This is a genomic window from Cohnella hashimotonis (assembly GCF_030014955.1).
In the GTDB taxonomy this organism is placed as follows: domain Bacteria; phylum Bacillota; class Bacilli; order Paenibacillales; family Paenibacillaceae; genus Cohnella; species Cohnella hashimotonis.
Genome location: NZ_JAGRPV010000001.1, coordinates 3,331,054 through 3,347,989, shown reverse-complemented (window position 1 = coordinate 3,347,989; position 16,936 = coordinate 3,331,054). Strand labels below are relative to the sequence as shown.

13 protein-coding genes are annotated in these 16,936 nt (G+C 59.8%); 11 read left to right on the top strand and 2 right to left on the bottom strand.

Annotated features, from left to right (window positions below; genetic code table 11):
- Positions 1 to 6 precede the first annotated feature (6 nt).
- From KB449_RS13360 to KB449_RS13340, 5 genes are all read left to right on the top strand, one after another.
- A complete protein-coding gene (locus KB449_RS13360; protein ID WP_282908854.1) occupies positions 7 to 1,767 on the top strand; it encodes a glycoside hydrolase family 35 protein in 1,761 nt (586 codons plus the stop codon).
- Positions 1,768 to 1,823: 56 nt separating this feature from the next.
- Positions 1,824 to 2,990, top strand: a complete 1,167-nt coding sequence (locus tag KB449_RS13355) for a Gfo/Idh/MocA family protein (protein ID WP_282908853.1) — start codon at positions 1,824 to 1,826, stop codon at positions 2,988 to 2,990.
- Positions 2,987 to 4,174: a trans-sulfuration enzyme family protein gene (locus KB449_RS13350; RefSeq protein ID WP_282908852.1), complete on the top strand. Its 1,188-nt coding sequence runs from the start codon at positions 2,987 to 2,989 to the stop codon at positions 4,172 to 4,174. The genes KB449_RS13355 and KB449_RS13350 overlap by 4 nt, the downstream gene beginning before the upstream one ends.
- Positions 4,164 to 5,837: a DUF4091 domain-containing protein gene (locus KB449_RS13345; RefSeq protein WP_282908851.1), complete on the top strand. Its 1,674-nt coding sequence runs from the start codon at positions 4,164 to 4,166 to the stop codon at positions 5,835 to 5,837. The genes KB449_RS13350 and KB449_RS13345 overlap by 11 nt, the downstream gene beginning before the upstream one ends.
- Positions 5,838 to 5,998: 161 nt before the next feature.
- Positions 5,999 to 8,074, top strand: a complete 2,076-nt coding sequence (locus tag KB449_RS13340; protein WP_282908850.1) for a penicillin-binding transpeptidase domain-containing protein — start codon at positions 5,999 to 6,001, stop codon at positions 8,072 to 8,074.
- On the opposite strand, the gene KB449_RS13335 is transcribed toward KB449_RS13340, so the two are convergent.
- On the bottom strand, positions 8,040 to 8,744 hold the full coding sequence (locus tag KB449_RS13335) for an FHA domain-containing protein (RefSeq protein WP_282908849.1): 705 nt from the start codon (positions 8,742 to 8,744) through the stop codon (positions 8,040 to 8,042). The genes KB449_RS13340 and KB449_RS13335 overlap by 35 nt on opposite strands.
- Positions 8,745 to 8,886: 142 nt before the next feature.
- On the opposite strand from KB449_RS13335, the gene KB449_RS13330 reads away from it, so the two are divergent.
- The 3 genes from KB449_RS13330 to KB449_RS13320 all read left to right on the top strand — a co-directional run bounded on the left by KB449_RS13330 (position 8,887) and on the right by KB449_RS13320 (position 11,467).
- A complete protein-coding gene (locus KB449_RS13330; RefSeq protein ID WP_282908848.1) occupies positions 8,887 to 9,843 on the top strand; it encodes a D-2-hydroxyacid dehydrogenase in 957 nt (318 codons plus the stop codon).
- A gap of 469 nt (positions 9,844 to 10,312) precedes the next feature.
- Positions 10,313 to 10,981 carry a MarR family winged helix-turn-helix transcriptional regulator gene (locus tag KB449_RS13325; RefSeq protein WP_282908847.1) on the top strand — a complete coding sequence of 223 codons (669 nt, stop codon included), beginning with the start codon at positions 10,313 to 10,315 and terminating at the stop codon, positions 10,979 to 10,981.
- A gap of 96 nt (positions 10,982 to 11,077) precedes the next feature.
- Positions 11,078 to 11,467, top strand: coding sequence for a VOC family protein (locus KB449_RS13320; protein WP_282908846.1), 390 nt, complete (start codon positions 11,078 to 11,080; stop codon positions 11,465 to 11,467).
- 180 nt (positions 11,468 to 11,647) lie between these two features.
- On the opposite strand, the gene KB449_RS13315 is transcribed toward KB449_RS13320, so the two are convergent.
- Entirely contained in the window at positions 11,648 to 12,526 is an 879-nt protein-coding gene (locus tag KB449_RS13315) for a LysR family transcriptional regulator (protein ID WP_282912806.1), read from the bottom strand.
- Positions 12,527 to 12,646: 120 nt separating this feature from the next.
- On the opposite strand from KB449_RS13315, the gene zwf reads away from it, so the two are divergent.
- Genes zwf through fsa form a run of 3 tightly spaced genes read left to right on the top strand, consistent with a single transcriptional unit; the run spans position 12,647 to position 16,864 of the window.
- The gene (gene zwf, locus KB449_RS13310) at positions 12,647 to 14,179 is read left to right on the top strand and encodes a glucose-6-phosphate dehydrogenase (RefSeq protein WP_282908845.1); all 1,533 of its coding nucleotides are present in this window, start codon (positions 12,647 to 12,649) and stop codon (positions 14,177 to 14,179) included.
- The gene (tkt, locus tag KB449_RS13305) at positions 14,163 to 16,148 is read left to right on the top strand and encodes a transketolase (protein WP_282912805.1); all 1,986 of its coding nucleotides are present in this window, start codon (positions 14,163 to 14,165) and stop codon (positions 16,146 to 16,148) included. Before zwf ends, tkt begins: the two co-directional genes overlap by 17 nt.
- Before the next feature lie 50 nt (positions 16,149 to 16,198).
- A complete protein-coding gene (gene fsa, locus KB449_RS13300) occupies positions 16,199 to 16,864 on the top strand; it encodes a fructose-6-phosphate aldolase (RefSeq protein WP_090115946.1) in 666 nt (221 codons plus the stop codon).
- Positions 16,865 to 16,936 lie beyond the last annotated feature (72 nt).

Here is a 16,936-nt window from a genome sequence, read left to right as displayed (position 1 = left end):
TTCAAAATGGCTACATTCGCAATCCAAGGCGACGGCTTCGTCTATAACGGCGAGCCGATGCGCATTATCAGCGGGGCAATGCACTACTTCCGCATCGTGCCGGAATACTGGGAAGACCGGCTGCGCAAGCTTCGCGCTTGCGGCTTCAATACGGTCGAGACGTATGTTGCCTGGAACCTGCACGAGCCGAAGGAAGGCGACTTCCGGTTCGAGGGCATCGCGGACTTGGAGCGGTTCGTCCGGCTGGCGGGCGAGCTCGGTCTTCACGTCATTTTGCGTCCGAGCCCCTATATATGCGCGGAGTGGGAATTCGGCGGCCTGCCGTCCTGGCTGCTCGCCGAACCGGACATGCGGCTGCGGTGCAGCCATCCGGTCTATCTGGCGAAGGTGAAGGCCTATTACGACGAGCTCCTTCCGAGGCTGAAGCCGCTTCTGTGTACGTCGGGCGGCCCGGTCATCGCGCTTCAGATCGAAAACGAATACGGCAGCTACGGCAATGACAAAAATTATTTGAAATTTCTAAAATCAGAGCTTGAAAGCGGCGGCATGGACGTACCGCTGTTCACGTCCGACGGCTCGGAGGACTACATGCTGCAGGGCGGTACCGTGCCCGGCGTTCTGGCCACGCTGAACTTCGGCTCGAAGCCCGAGCAGGCGTTCGCCAAGCTCCGCGCATACCGGCCGGAAGGACCGCTCGTCTGCATGGAATATTGGAACGGCTGGTTCGACCATTGGGGCGACGAGCATCATGTGCGCGGCTTCGCGGACGTGGTCGACGTGTTAGACCGCATTCTTGCGGCGGGAGCTTCGGTCAACTTCTATATGTTCCACGGCGGCACGAACTTCGGATTCTACAACGGGGCGAATCATATCGAGCATTACGAACCGACGGTGACAAGCTACGACTACAATGCGCTGCTGTCCGAATCTGGAGAGCCGACGGACAAGTATTGGGCGATCCGGAAGGTGATCGGCCGTTACGCGGAGCTGCCGGAAATGCCGCCTGCGACGCCAGCGAAGCGAAGCTACGGGACGGTGCGAATGGCGGAGCGCGTATCGCTGTTCGACGCGTTCGAATCGCTGGGCGGCGCCGTGGAGTCGGTCGTCCCCGAGACGATGGAGCGGCTTGGGCAGGATTACGGCTTCATCTGGTACGAGACGGACATCAGCGGACCGCAGACGGACTGCGAGATCATGCTGCAGGAGGTGCGCGACCGGGCGAACGTATACGTCGACGGAGCTTACTGCGGCACGGTCGAGCGCTGGAGCGGCGAGGACTCGGTGAAGGCGGACATTCCCGCCGGGGGCGCGAAGCTCGGCATTCTGGTCGAGAATATGGGACGCATCAACTATGGCGCGAAGCTGCGCGACCCGAAGGGCATTACGGAAGGCGTCAAGGCGGGCGCGAAGCTGTACCATCAATTTTTGTTCGGCTGGACGATACGCTGTCTGCCGCTGGACAACTTGTCCGGATTGCGATTCGCTCCTGGCGACGGAGAGCCGCAAGCGGAAGAGCCTGCCTTCTACCGGGGCTTTTTCGAGGCGGATGCGGCAGGAGATACTTTTTTGAAATTGGACGGATGGAAGAAGGGCGTCGCCTTCGTGAACGGCTTCAACCTTGGACGCTATTGGGAAAAAGGTCCGCAAAAAACGCTGTACGTGCCCGGTCCGCTGCTGCGGAAGGGAACGAACGAGCTCGTCTTGTTCGAGCTGCACGGAACGTCTTCGCCGCTTGCGAAGCTGCAGGATACGGCGGAGCTCGGTTAATGCCGTCGAGATGGCATGGACTGCGGACTGTCGCAAGCTGAAAGGAGCGCATCGATATGAAAATCGGAATCATCGGATACGGTACGCGGATGCACTATTTTCTGGATCGGCTGTTGGAGCTGGATGCGGGCGTCGAAGTGGCGGCGATCGCGGATATTGACACCGCCAAGGCAGCGAAGCTGCTCGCGGAAAAAGGAATCGAGGCGCCGGCCGTGCGTTTCTATGAGAACGCGGACGAGATGTTGGCACATGAGGCGCTCGACGGGGTCATGATCGGCACCCGCTGCGCGCTTCATGCCGAGATGGCGGTTAAAGTCATGCAGCGGCATCTGCCGCTTTTTCTCGAGAAGCCCGTCGGGATTAGCTTAACGGATTTGCAGCTGCTGTCGGAGGCTGAGGAGAGGAGCCGATCGGAGGTCGTCGTCTCGTTCCCGCTGCGCAACACCCCGATCGTCAAGCTGACCAAGGAGATTCTCGACTCGGGACGGCTGGGAACGATCGAGCACGCGCAGGCCGTCAACAACGTGCCTTACGGCAGCGTCTATTATCATAGCTGGTATCGGGACGAAGCCGAGACCGGCGGCCTTTTCTTACAGAAAGCGACGCATGATTTGGACTGCCTGAATTACCTCATCAGCCGGCAGCCCGTATCGGTCGCCGCGATGGCTTCGAAGCAGGTTTTCAAGGGAGACAAGCCTGCCGGCCTGCGCTGCGGCGATTGCGCGGACAACCGGGTCTGTCCGGAAAGTCCCTATGTGCTGACACGGTTCAGCGACGAAGAGGTGACCGGCGACCAATGCGCCTTCGCGGTCGACACCGGAAATCACGATTCGGCGAGCGTGCTCATCCGCTACGATTCGGGCATGCATGCCGTTTATTCGCAAAACTTCTACACGCGCAAAGCGGCCGCACGGCGTGGCGTCCGTTTGATCGGCTACGAAGGCACCGCGGAGTTCGACTTTTACCGCGACGAGGTTAACGTATTCATGCACCATACGCGGCGGGTAGAAAGTTATAAGCTTGAAGCTGCCAAGCTGCCGCATTTCGGCGGCGATTCGGCGCTGGCGCTCAACTTCATCGGCGTTATGGCCGGCAAAGAAAAGTCGGCAACGCCGCTCTCCATGGGCATCAAGAGCGCGCTGACCTGCCTCGAGGCCGAGCGCTCGTCGAATAGCGACGCCTTCCGCGGCATCCCGACCATGACGGCGGGGGCGGCGCGATGAAGAGCGGGATGTCGATTCACTCCGCCGTGACGCATGACGTCCATGACGAACGGCATTTCGGCGCCGTACACACGCCCATTTACGACAGCAGCTTGTTCACTTTTCCGAACGTCGCCGATATGGAGCGTGCGGGCGGGGACGCGGACGCCTTTATTTATTCGCGCGGCAACAATCCGACCGTCCGCGCGCTCGAGGACAGGCTCGCCGAGCTGGAAGGCGGGGAGCGCGCTCGATGCTTCGCTACGGGCATGGGCGCCATCTCGGCGGCCGTGCTGTCATCCGTAAAAGCGGGCGATCATATCGTATGCATAGACCAAGCCTACGGTCCTGCAAGAGTGCTGATGGGAAGCTATCTGAAGCGGCTTGGGATCGGGACGACCTTCGTCGACGGATCCGATATCGACGGTATCGTCTCGGCGATCCGGCCGGAGACGAAGCTGCTTTATTTGGAGAGCCCGACCAGTCTGATGTTCGAGCTACAGGACTTGCGCCGTTGCGCAGCGTTGGCGCGCGAGCGGGGAATCGTCACGATCGTAGACAATACTTGGGCGACGCCGTGCTATCAGAACCCGCTTGCGCTCGGCATCGATCTGGTCGTTCACTCGCTCACGAAGTACGCGGGCGGACACAGCGACGCGATGGGCGGCGCAGTCGTCGGCAGCGCCGAAGCGATTCAAGCGATGAGCGGCAGCGAGCTCGTCCTGCTCGGCGCGGTCATGCTGCCGCAGACAGCCGCAGTGATCATGCGCGGACTGCGAACGCTGCCGCTGCGGATGGAGCGTCATCAGGCAGGGGGCTTCGCCGTGGCCGGTTATCTGGGATCGCTGCCTTTCGTTGAGCGCGTCCGCCACCCGGGACTGACTTCTCATCCGCAGCACGCGCTTGCACTTTCTCAAATGTCAGGCTTCGGCGGACTGCTTTCGTTCGAGGCCGGCGCGGATCGGGAACGTTTGGAGCGGTTTGTCGATTCGCTCGCCTATTTTCGCATCGGCTTTAGCTGGGGCGGTTACGAAAGCCTGGTCTCGCTCCAGGAAGGCGCTGCGGGACAGCCGCGCGCTACGCGGCCCGTCCTGCGGCTGTATATCGGGCTGGAGGAGCCGGCCGAGCTGATCGCAGATTTGGCGCGCGCGTTTCGCGCGGCGGGTTTCGATCATGAAGAGGAGGTACGGGAGGATGTCGGGTAAGCTCGCGTTTGAAACCCGTTGTTTAAGCTCGCTCGCCAAAGTGTTCCCGGACGCCGCGGTAGTGCCGGACGCACGCTTCGGAACGGCTACCGCGCTGCGGGGAGAATTTTTTTCGTTCCAGGTCGCCTATCGGGGACCGGAGCTGACGAGGGCTGCTCGCGTTCGCGTTAAGGTCTCGGCGCCCGGGCTTGAAGGCAAGATCGTCGTCAAAGCCGTCGGCCTCGCGCCGTCTGCGCTGCCGTGCTACGGAGATCCGGACGACGGTATTTTGCGCGGCGTGCCGGGGCTGTATCCGGATCCGCTGCTCCCGCTCGGCCGGAACGACACGATCAAGGTTCCCCCGCGACAGTGGCGATCGCTATGGATCGAAGTCGCGGTCGACAGCGATACCCGTGCGGGTACGCATACGATCGAGATCGCGTTCGACTCCGAAGACGGCGACGCGTTGGGACAGGAGGATTTCGTGCTGGAGGTCGTGCCGGCCGAGCTGCCGGAGCAGCAGCTGATCCATACGGAGTGGCTGCACGCGGATTGTCTCGCGACGGAATACGGCGTCGATATATTCAGCGAGCGGCACTGGGCGCTGATCGAGTCGTACGTCGGTACGGCGGCAGCGCACGGGATGAACATGCTGCTCACGCCGCTGTTTACGCCGCCGCTCGACACGGCGATCGGCGGGGAGCGGCCGACGGTTCAGCTGATCGACGTGTGCCTGGACGGGGAGGCTTACCGCTTTGGCTTCGACAAGCTGACCCGCTGGCTCGAGCTGGGGCTGCGCAAGGGTATCCGTTATTTCGAATTTTCCCATCTGTTCACCCAGTGGGGCGCGAAGCATGCGCCGAAGATCGAGGCGCTGGCGGAGGGCGTGCCGGTTAAGCTGTTCGGCTGGCATACCGACGCGGCCGGCGCGCCTTATCGCCGATTTCTTGATGCGTTCCTCCCTGAACTCGTCGAATATATCCGCGATCGCGGTCTGGAAGACCGCGTCTTTTTCCATGTATCGGACGAGCCGCACGAAGCGGACGTCGAGTCGTACCGCGCCGCTTCCGAGACGATGCGCAAGCATTTGTCCGGGTTTCCGATCATCGATGCGCTGTCCGACTTCGCATTTTACGAGCTGGGTCTGGTCGGACAGCCGATTCCTTCCAACGATCGGATCGATCCGTTTCTGGCGGCCGGCGTGCCCGATCTTTGGACGTATTATTGCTGCTCGCAGTACAAGGACGTCGCCAACCGCTTTTTCGACATGCCTTCCGCCCGCAGCCGCATTCTCGGCTTGCAGCTTTATAAATACGATATCAAGGGCTTCCTGCACTGGGGCTTCAACTTCTGGTACGCGCAGTATTCGGAGCGGCCGATCCGTCCGTTCGAGGTTACGGACGCGGACGGCGCTTTCCCGTCGGGGGACGCCTTTCTGGTGTATCCGGGAAGCGAAGGGGAGGATCCGATCGAATCGATCCGTCTCAAAGTCGTGCGCGAGGCGCTCCAGGATCTGCGCGCCCTGCGGCTGCTGGAGACGCTGGCGGGCCGCGAAGCGGCGGCGGCGCTGGCGGAAGGCGGACTCGAATCGCCGCTTACCTTTTCCGTATATCCGCGCGACGCCGATTGGCTGCTGCGCAAGCGGGAGCGGATCAATCAGGCGATTCGGGATTTCAACCGATAATCTTGCCGTTTACCGTGCGAATCCGCCCTTATCAGCCGTCTATCATTTTTCTTCTATTGAATGGAAAGAGTTGCCGCTCTATGATAGCAGTAGAATCGATCGCATTCTAACGCGGTCGAAGCAGCGTCGTTAGCGGACAACTCGAGCCGGGAGGCGGAAAAATGATCATACGCAAAGGGGCGATAGCGGCCCTGCTGGTTTTGACAGTGCTAAGCGGATGCAAAGGCGGCGCCAACAATCTGACGCCGGAACCGACGCCGGAGCCGACGGCCGAAGACGCGATCAAGGTCTACCTCAAGGATTGGCAGCAGCTCGACTATGCGGGCATGTACGCGATGCTGACACCCGACGCCAGGAGCAAGCAGACCGCGGAGCAATTCGCCGAACGCTACGGCAAAATTTACGAAGGCATTAAGGCGGCAAAGCTTGAAGTAGAAAACATCTCTCCGGCGCCGGCCGGTTCGCCGTCGGGGTCGCCGGCCTCGACCGCTTCGTCCGGTCCTGTCGTCCAGAAATTCCAATATGCCGTTCAAATGGAGACCGTCGCCGGGCCCGTGACGTTCAAGCACGAGGGCACGGCGAGGAAAACGCTGGACGGCGAGGAGGAGAAGTGGCGGATCGATTGGGATTCGTCGATGATTTTCCCCGAGATGAAGGACGGAGACAAAGTGCGCGTGCAGACACTGGCCTCCGAACGCGGCGAGATCGTCGACCGCACGGGCGAAGGGCTTGCCGTCAACGGCACGGCGCCGCAGCTCGGCATCATTCCCGGGCAGCTCGGAGACGACCCCGCCGCCGTCAAGGCCAAGGTAGCCGCCAAGCTTGGCATTGCCGTGACCGATATTGACCGCAAGCTTGGCGCATCCTGGGTCAAGCCCGGTCTGTTCGTACCGATCGGAATCGTTGACGAATCCGAGTTGGATGCCTTCGACGGCGTGCCCGGCGTCGCTTTTCAGCAAAAGAAGCTTCGCGAGTATCCGCTAGGCGCAGCTGCGGCCCATTTGACCGGGTACGTCGGAGAGATCAATGCCGAGCAGCTGGAGCGACTCAAGGACAAAGGCTACAAGACCGGCGACGTGATCGGCAAAGCGGGACTGGAACAGGTGCTCGAAGACAAGCTGAGAGGGACGGACGGCGTCGTCGTCGCGATCGAGGACGCCGGCGGCCAGCGCAAGGCGGTGCTCGCCGAGAAGCCGGCCGAGCCCGGAACGTCTTTTCAACTGACCGTGGACGCAGGTTTGCAAAAAACGATTTACGAGGAGATCAAGGCGGACGCGTCGTCGGCTGCGGCGATCGAGCCCCGGACCGGCGAGGTGCTGGCGCTGCTCAGCAGTCCGTCCTACGATCCGAACGCCTTCGCGCGCGGCTTGTCCGCCAAGCAGTACGCGGCCTGGAACGACGACCCGCGTCACCCGTTCCTGAACCGCTTTTCCAAAGGCTACGCGCCCGGCTCGTCGTTCAAGCTCGTTACGGCCGCGATCGGACTGGACGCCGGGACGCTCGATCCGGACAAGGCCGTCGAGATCTCCGGCTTGAAGTGGACGAAGGACGGCTCGTGGGGCAGCTACTACGTGAAGCGGGTGCACGCCGTCAATCCGGTCGACTTGTCCAAGGCGCTCACCTACTCGGACAACATCTACTTCGCGCAGGCGGCGCTCGCGCTCGGCAAGGACAAATTCGCCGAGGACGTCGCCAAGTTCGGCATCGGGGAAGCGATCCCGATCGTCTATCCCCTGGCCAAGTCACAGCTGTCCAACAAAGGCCTCAAAAACGAGATTCAGCTCGCGGACTCGGGCTACGGGCAAGGCGAAGTGACGATGACGTCGCTTCATGTGGCGCTTGCCTTCTCGGCGATCGTCAATGGGGGGAATATCGCATATCCGCGATTGACGCTGGAGGACGATCCAGATTCGCCGCAGCTCTGGAAGGCGGCCGCGATGACGCCCGAGTCGGCGGAGCTTTTGAAGAAGGATCTCGTTCAGGCGGTGGCGAGTCCGGAAGGCGTCGGCCACGGCGCCTATATTCAAGGGGCGGCGATCGCCGGCAAGACGGGCACGGCCGAGCTCAAGGCAACAAAAGGCGTAAAGGGCGAGGAAAACGGCTGGTTCGTCGGCTTTGACGCGAACGATCCGAAGCTGCTGCTCGCCGTCATGGTCGAAGACGTCGACGGGCGCGGCGGCAGCACCTATGTCACGCCGAAGGTCAAACGGATTTTTCAGCAAGCGATGAAAGGCTGAGCACGAAACCTTTGCCGCGCACGTTTTCGATGGAGAGGACGGGACCCGTTTTTTTGCGGATACGGTACAGAAGAGAGTTGATCTCTTCCGATCCGGCCGCCGGGATCCCGTCCTTGCCGGTTCGTTCGGGCCATACGCAGCGGGCGATTTCCTCTTTGCCGACGAATCTCCGCTCCTTGCGCAGGAGCAGCTCGACGCATTTGTATTCTTTGTCCGTAAACGGGTAGGTCGTGTTGCGAACGGTGAGCGCTTGCCTGATCGGATCAAGCGCGAAGTCTTCCTTACCGGTGCCAGGACGCAGCAGTTCTTCGCGTTCGAGCTGGAGCTCCAGCGTATCTTCCAACGCCCGGCTGGAAAAGGCCAGGCAAACCGAGCCTTTGGAAAAGGCGACGATGTCGGATGCCCTCAGGATGACGGGTTTGAATGGCATCAGTCGATTGCCGTTTACCGTGGTGCCGTGCTTGCTGCCAAAGTCCGTCAATGTGCAGATTCCTTTTTCGCAAACGATCCCGGCATGCTTTCTGGACACATAGGCATTGTCGAAACCGATATCGGGCGTCCACTCGGCGTCCTTGCGGCCTAAAACGACGTTCGGCCGCTCGAGCGCCAGAACGGTGCCCTCGTCGAACGGGTAGCCGCGAATGACAACGAGGCAGGGAGATGTATTCATTTTTTTGTGCACCTCATTTTTTACGGATTCGGTGATCATGCTGTAAATAAGACGTGCGATGCGGTCTGCAGGTTACTGCCGTCCCGTCATCGTTGGATGGGACCGCAGTGGTGCGGACTCGCCGAAAAGGGAGAGGATCAATGTGAAAATCGTCGTGCTAGACGGCTATACCCTAAATCCTGGCGATCAGTCCTGGAGCGGCTTTGAACGTCTGGGCCAAGTTGAGGTATACGACCGGACGGCGCCGGAGCTCGCGGAGGAGCGGGCGCGCGATGCGCGCATCGTGCTGACGAACAAGACGCCGGTCCGTGCCGAGCTGCTGGCGAAGCTGCCTGCGCTCGAATATATCGGCGTACTGGCGACCGGTTACGATATCGTCGACGTCCGGACGGCTGGCGAGCGAGGCGTCGCCGTTACGAACGTGCCGGGATACGGGACGGATTCCGTCGCGCAATCCGTATTCGCCTTGCTCCTCGAGCTGTGCCAGCACGCGGGTCTGCACGATCGCTCCGTCAAGGCTGGAGAATGGGCGGGCAGCCCCGATTTCAGCTATTGGAAAACGCCGCTCACGGAGCTGAGCGGGAAGACGCTCGGAATCGTCGGCTACGGCCGCATCGGAGAAGCGGTTGCGCGCATTGCGCACGCCTTCGGCATGAGGGTCGCCGCGTACAAGCGTCATCCCGACGAGGCGCCTCCGTTCGAAGGCTTCGAGTGGGTATCCTTGCCCGAGCTGCTTGGAAAATCGGACGTGGTCAGCCTGCATTGCCCGCTCACGCCGGATACGGAAGAGCTCATCAATCGCGACAGTCTCGCGAGGATGAAGAAGTCAGCATTCCTGATCAACACGGCGCGCGGACGCTTGATCGCAGAGCAGGATCTCGCAGACTGCCTGAACGCCGGCGGCATCGCAGGCGCGGGGCTGGACGTATTGTCCGCGGAGCCGCCGCCAGCGGATCATCCGCTGCTGTCCGCCGCCAACTGCATCATTACGCCGCATCAAGCATGGGCGACGCGGGAAGCGCGAGAGCGGCTAATGGCGATCGCCGTCAGCAACCTGGAGGCGTTTTTGGCCGGGAAGACGGCGAATCGGGTCGTGTGATCGCGATTGGTGGGGGATGCGGCGGTTTGTGCCTTGGAGGCGCAGATCGCCTGCTCTATGATAGGGGGTGCGGCGGTTTGTGCCTTGGAGGCGCAGATCGCCTGCTCTACGAGAGGGGATGCGGCGGTTTGTGCCTTTGGGGCGCAGATCGCCTGCTCTATGAGAGGGGATGCGGCGGTTTGTGCCTTTGGGGCGCAGATCGCCTGCTCTATGAGAGGGGATGCGGCGGTTTGTGCCTTTGGGGCGCAGATCGCCTGCTCTATGAGAGGGGATGCGGCGGTTTGTGCCTTTGGGGCGCAGATCGCCTGCTCTATGAGAGGGGATTCAACAAAAAAGCCTTGCCTGTGTCTTGCCGATCTTCGGCAAGGCTTTTTTTTGTAAATGATTTGACTAAATACAAAGGTACCTGTATTATAAAAACAAGGCACCTGATTATCAGGCCCCTGAATAAATATGGGAGGCTATCGCTATGGAAAATAATCAATCGAATTTGATGGAGCAATTGTTCCGCATCGTCATTTTGCTGCGACGTTATCAACATCATTTGCTGAGAGAAGGTGCGGGCGGCGGCGATCCGCTGCGCGGGCAAGGACGCGTACTGTCGCTGCTCAAGTTGAAGCCGGAAATTACCCAAAAGGAGCTGTCGTATTTGCTGGATATGCGCAATCAATCGCTAGGTGAGCTGCTCGGCAAGCTGGAACGCAACGGGTATATTAACCGGATGCCTTCCGAGCAAGACCGAAGGGTGATGAACGTGAAGCTGACGGAAGCCGGTTCGCTGGCAGCGGAGGAAATGGAAAAGCAGCAGGAAAACCATAACAAGCTGTTCGAATGTCTTAGCGAGGAAGAGCAGCGGACGATGGGCGAATATCTGGACCGGTTGATCGGGGAGCTGGAGCGGCAATTAGTAGGAACGGAAGGTCAGGATGGACGAGACGATGATCCAGGGGGCGGGCGAGGACATCACGGGCATGGCTTCGGACCTCGCGGCTTCGATCCACGCGGAAGAGGCATCGTCGGTCATCCGGAAAGCGGAAGAGGACACGGCTTCGATCCGAATGGCGGCCGCCATCGCAGACCGACGCTTCGCGGCGATGGTTGGGGGATACGCCCTCGGCCTGGCCGGGATTCGTTTTAAGCGACCGAGGACACGGGGATCGAATTCAGCAATCGATAAGAAACGCCCGCTCCCGGCGCATGATAGACTAAAGTCATCCGAAAAGAAGGGCGGAGGATGATTTTGAAGCTCTCGCATGTTCGACTGCTGGCGCCGAATGTTCACGAATGCTTTTTGTTTTACCGCGATATCATCGGTCTTGAAGTGCGATACGGTGACGAGACGACGCCGTTTGCGGAGTTTGCGACGGGCGACGTCAGCTTCGCGCTCGAAACGCCGATGGCAGAGGAGCCGGTTGAAGCGAGGCCGGCTTCGATGCCGTTCAGCGGCCGCGATCAAGTCGCGCTCGTATTCCGAGTAGCAGATCTCGATGCTGTGTACGAGAATCTGCAGTCAAAAGGCGTTACGTTCGTTCAACCGCCTCGCGATACGCCGGAGTGGGGGCACCGCGTCGCTTATCTCCGGGATCCGGCGGGGAATATACTCGAGTTGAATCAAGGCATTTAATGCTATTAATTAAACGAGCGTGCAGGCGTTAAGCCAGCATGCTCGTTTTTTTCTTATCCAATCGGACGGACGATAGCTCGGATTCGGTGTCCGCCAGACGCTCCGAGTGCCCAAGTTCAATACGGCCAAGCTCCCAAACCGCCAAGCCCCCGCCAAGCCGCCATACCTCGTCTTTGATTTTTACTTCACCAATCCGATAAAAGCTTTCGCAGCGCTCGACAGCGGCATATTTCGCATCGTTAACAATCCGACATGGGACGGCGGCAGCGGGATATCGATCGCCACCTCGAACAGCGAACCTTCCTCGAGCTCCCTGGATACGAACTCTCGGGTCACATAGGAAATGCCCAGCCCCCGTCTTGCGAATTCGATGAGCAGATCGACGCTGCCGACTTCGATCTCCGGCTTGATGGAGTAGCCGTAGTTTTGGAAAATTTCCGTGATCGTCATCCGTGCCCGGCTGTTGCGCGAAAACAGGATGATCGGATACTGGAGCAGCGCGTCAAGCGTCAACACCTCGTTTTTGAGCTCCGCATATCTGGCGCCGGCGACAAAGCAATCCTGCAGCTGAAAGCTCTCTGTCACCTGCAGCTGCGGATCGACGATCGGCATGCGGACGACGCCCAGATCGATGCGTCCTTCTTTGAGGAAAGTGATGACCTCGGGCGTCGTGCCGTGATTCAGGTGCAGCTTGACGCCGGGATGGCGCTCGTGGAACTGCTCCAAATAAGGCAGCACGTAATGCTTGAACAGGGAGTCGCTGCCGCCGATGCGGAGCTCGCCGCTGTCCAGGTTTTTGAGCGCGGCCATTTTTTCTTCCGCCAGCGAGATCAGAATTTGCGATTGCTCGATGTAAGAATACAGGACGACGCCTTCCTGCGTCAGTTCGACGCCTTTGGAGTTGCGGTAAAACAGCGAGACGCCGAAGCTTTCCTCCAGCTGCTTGATGGCATGGCTCACGCTGGGCTGCGTCAAAAACAGCGCCTTTGCCGCCTGCGTCAAACTCCCCGTTTTGGCCGCCCAATAGAACACCTTGTACAGCTCGTAATTGTTACCCATAGACATGGTCTATATCTCCTGTGAAATATATTAATTACTTGTATGGCTTCGATTCGTATTATAGTGAAAATACAAATTAGAAACCAGAGCGTACCTTCGCTCGAAGGAAGGAGAAGGAAGATGGAACCGACCACTTTTGTACTGTTCGGGGCGACAGGAGATCTGGCCAAGCGCAAAATCTATCCTGCCCTCTATAACTTGTTCATCCGCGGCAAGCTGCCGCAAGCCTTCTCCGTCGTCGGTCTAGGCAGAAGAGAATGGACCGATGAAGTATTCCAGGCTGCCGTCGAACGCTCGCTGTATCAGTTTTCGCGAACGCAGCCGGACGACAAGGAAAAGCTGAACGCCTTTTTGGAGGCTTTCCGATACAGCGTGCTCGATATCGGCCGCGAGGAGGACTACCGCAAGCTGCTGGCGCTCGTCGAATCCCGCGAAAAAGCGCTGCGCATGCCGCCGAACCGATTGTTCTATCTGTCAGTCGGTCCCGAGCACTTCGAGCCGATCGCCGACAACATTCGCGCGAGCGGGCTTGGCTCCGCCGAAGGCTGGAAACGCCTGGTCATCGAAAAGCCTTTCGGCCACGATCTGCAGTCCGCACGCGCTCTGAATGCGAAGCTGTCCGAATCGTTTGCCGAAGAAGAAATTTTTCGCATCGATCACTACCTCGGCAAGCCGGTCGTGCAGCGTCTCGAATCGCTGCAGCAGGCGAATCCGGTCATCCAGGCGCTCTGGACCAACCGGTATATCGCGAACGTACAGATCACGGCCAGCGAGTCGGTCGGCGTCGAAGAGCGTGCGGGCTACTACGATCACGTCGGCGCGATCCGCGACATGTTCCAGAACCATCTGCTTCAGCTGCTCATGATGGCGGCAATCCACCTGCCTTACGACAGTAGCTCCGAGAAGGTGCGTTTCAAGAAGAAAAAGATCATGGAAGCCTTGGTTCCCGTCGCGAAGGAAGACGTCGGCCTGCATGTCGTACGCGGTCAATACGCGGAAGGCAGCATCGGCGGACAACCGGTCGGAGGCTACAAGACCGAGCCGGGAATCGGGCCCGACTCCATGAACGACACGTTTATCGCAGCCAGATTGCGCATCGACAACGGCGATTGGCGCGGGGTGCCTTTCTACATCCGCACCGGCAAGCGCATGAACAAAAAATCGACGCGCATCGTCGTCGAATTCAAGGAGCCGCTGAAGCAAGCTTGGTCGCAAACGGAGGACGGCGTCGCGCCGAACCTGCTCGTTATCGAGATCGGTCCGGGCGAGAGCATCACGCTCAGGCTGAATACGAAGGAAACCGGCGCGCACGGCGGCTTCAAGCCGATTCATATCGATCTTCATTCGACGCCCGTCGATTCTCCCGAAGCTTACGAGAACTTGATCGGCGACGCCATGAAGGGCGATTCGACGTTCTTCGCGCATTGGGACGAGGTCGAAATGTCCTGGGAGTGGGTGCAGCCGGTGCTGGACGCATTCGCGGAAAATACGGTGCCGCTGCGCAGCTATGCAGCGGGCAGCCATGGTCCCGCCGAATCGGACGCTCTGCTCGCAGAAGACGGGTATCACTGGTGGTACGACGAACAATCCGAAGCCTTGCCTAAATCCGATGACAAAGAAGGAGCAGAATATGCCTATCACGCAAACCATTGAACAGTTGTCCGTCGATACGATCCGTACGCTCTCGATCGACGCCATCAACGCTGCTAACTCCGGTCACCCCGGCCTGCCGATGGGGGCGGCCCCGATGGCCTATGCCCTCTGGTCCGAGCATTTAAACCACAACCCGTCCAACGCCAAGTGGTTCAACCGCGACCGCTTCGTGCTGTCGGCCGGGCACGGCTCCGCGCTGCTGTACAGCTTGCTTCATCTGTTCGGCTACGGGGTAACGATCGACGACCTCCAGCAGTTCCGCAAGCTGAACAGCAGGACGCCGGGCCATCCCGAGTTCGGTCACACGGACGGCGTCGACGCGACGACAGGACCGCTCGGCCAGGGGATCGCGATGGCGGTCGGCATGGCGATGGCCGAAGCGCATCTCGCTTCGAAGTTCAATCAGACCGGCTTCCCCGTCGTCGACCACCATACGTACGCGCTCGTCGGAGACGGCTGCCTGATGGAAGGCATCTCGTACGAGGCGATGTCGATGGCCGGACACATGAAGCTGGGCAAGCTAATCGTGCTGTACGATTCCAACGATATCTCGCTCGACGGCGATCTGAATCTGAGCTTCGGCGAAAACATGCAAAAGCGCGCCGAATCAGCGAACTGGCAATATCTGCGCGTCGAAGACGGCAACGATCTGGCGGCGATAACGGGAGCCATCGCGGCTGCCAAAGCGCATGGCGATCAGCCGACGCTTATCGAGATCCGCACGATCATCGGCTACGGCAGCAAGTCGGCCGGCACGCATAAGGTGCACGGCAACCCGCTCGGCCTCGAAGAAGCGAAGGCGACCAAGCAGAACTACGGCTGGGCATACGAAGAAGAGTTCACCGTGCCGGAAGAGGTGCGCGCGCACTTCGAGCTGCTGAAGCGTCAAGGCGCCGCCAAGGAAGAGGCATGGCAAAAGCTGCTGTCCGCTTACGGCGAAGCGCACCCGGCGCTCGGTCAAGAGCTGGCCGGCGCGATTAGCGGCAAGGTAACGCTTGAGGACGGCGATATCCTGTCGTTCGACGCGGCCAAGTCGATCTCGACGCGGGTAGCGAGCGGCGAAGCGATCAACCACTACGTGAAAAAAGTGCCGACGATTTTCGGCGGCAGCGCGGACCTGTCGCATTCGACGATGACCGACATTAAGGGCGAGCCCAAGTTTGCGGTCGACTCGTACGCTGGCCGCAACGTGTACTTCGGCGTCCGCGAGCATGCGATGGGCGCGGCCGGCAACGGCATGGCGCTGCATGGCGGCGTCAATGCCTTTGTCAGCACGTTCTTCGTTTTCAGCGACTATCTGCGTCCGTCCATCAGACTTGCCGCGCTGCAGAAGCTGCCGGTCGTCTACGTATTCACGCACGATTCGATCGCCGTCGGCGAGGACGGTCCTACGCATGAGCCCGTCGAGCATCTGGCCGCGCTGCGCACGATTCCCGGCCTGACGGTCATCCGTCCGTCGGACGCCAACGAGACGGCGAACGCTTGGGCTTATGCGCTGACCCAGCAGGAAGGACCGGTCGCGCTGATTCTCAGCCGCCAAAATCTGCCGACGTACGAGCAGACGAAGGCGAACCGCGAGCAAGTGGCCAAGGGCGCTTACGTGCTGACCGAGACGAACGCGCAGCCTGACCTCATTCTGATCGCGACGGGCTCCGAAGTATCCTTGGCAGTCAACGCGAAGGCGGAGCTTGAGAAAGACGATGTCTCCGTACGCGTCGTGGCGATGCCGAGCCGCGAATTGTTCGACCGGCAGCCGGATGCATACAAGCAATCCGTACTGCCAGATGCCGTAACGAAGCGCTTGTCCATCGAAGCGGGAATCTCGCTCGGCTGGGACCGTTATGTCGGCAAGGACGGCAAGGTGCTGTCCATCGATACGTTCGGGGCATCGGGCGCCGGCGGCGCGGTCATGGAATACTTCGGCTTTTCAACATCCAATGTCGTGCGAATCGCCAAAGAACTGCTATAATTTGTAACGGCAGCACATCCAAACTTAAAAATAATGGAGGTTTTTGAAGCATGAAATTTTTCATCGATACCGCGAACCTGGCCGACATCAAAAAAGCGTACAAGATCGGCGTTCTATCCGGCGTTACGACGAACCCTTCCCTGGTCGCCAAGGAAGGCGTCAAGTTCGAAGACCGCATTGAAGAGATCCTGAAGGAAGTGCCCGAAGTCGAATCGGTATCCGCCGAAGTAACGCCGGACGCCCTCACGGCTGAAGAAATGATCGCCCAAGCCAACGAGCTGATCAAGATCAACAACAACGACAAGAACATCACCATCAAGCTGCCGATGACGCTGGCCGGTCTCGAAGCTTGCCGCTACCTGACCAAGAAAGGCGTCAAGACGAACGTCACGTTGATTTTCACGGTCAACCAGGCACTGCTCGCCGCTCGGGCAGGCGCTACGTACGTATCTCCTTTCCTCGGCCGCCTGGACGACATCTCCGAAGACGGCGTCCTGCTCGTCGCGAAGATCGCGGAACTGTTCCGCATCCATAACCTGGACGCGCAGATCATCGCCGCTTCCGTGCGCCATCCGGACCACGTAACCCGTGTCGCCATGGCCGGCGCACATATCGCCACGATTCCGTTCTCGGTCATCGAGCAGCTTACCAAGCACCCGCTCACCGAGCAGGGGATGGAAAAGTTCGCGGCTGACTGGAAAAAAGCGGTCCAATAATAAGCGTTAAGCGTTTCTAATAAATAGCCTTTGAAAATAGAGAGAGCATGAAGCACGGGAGGATGGAGAAGG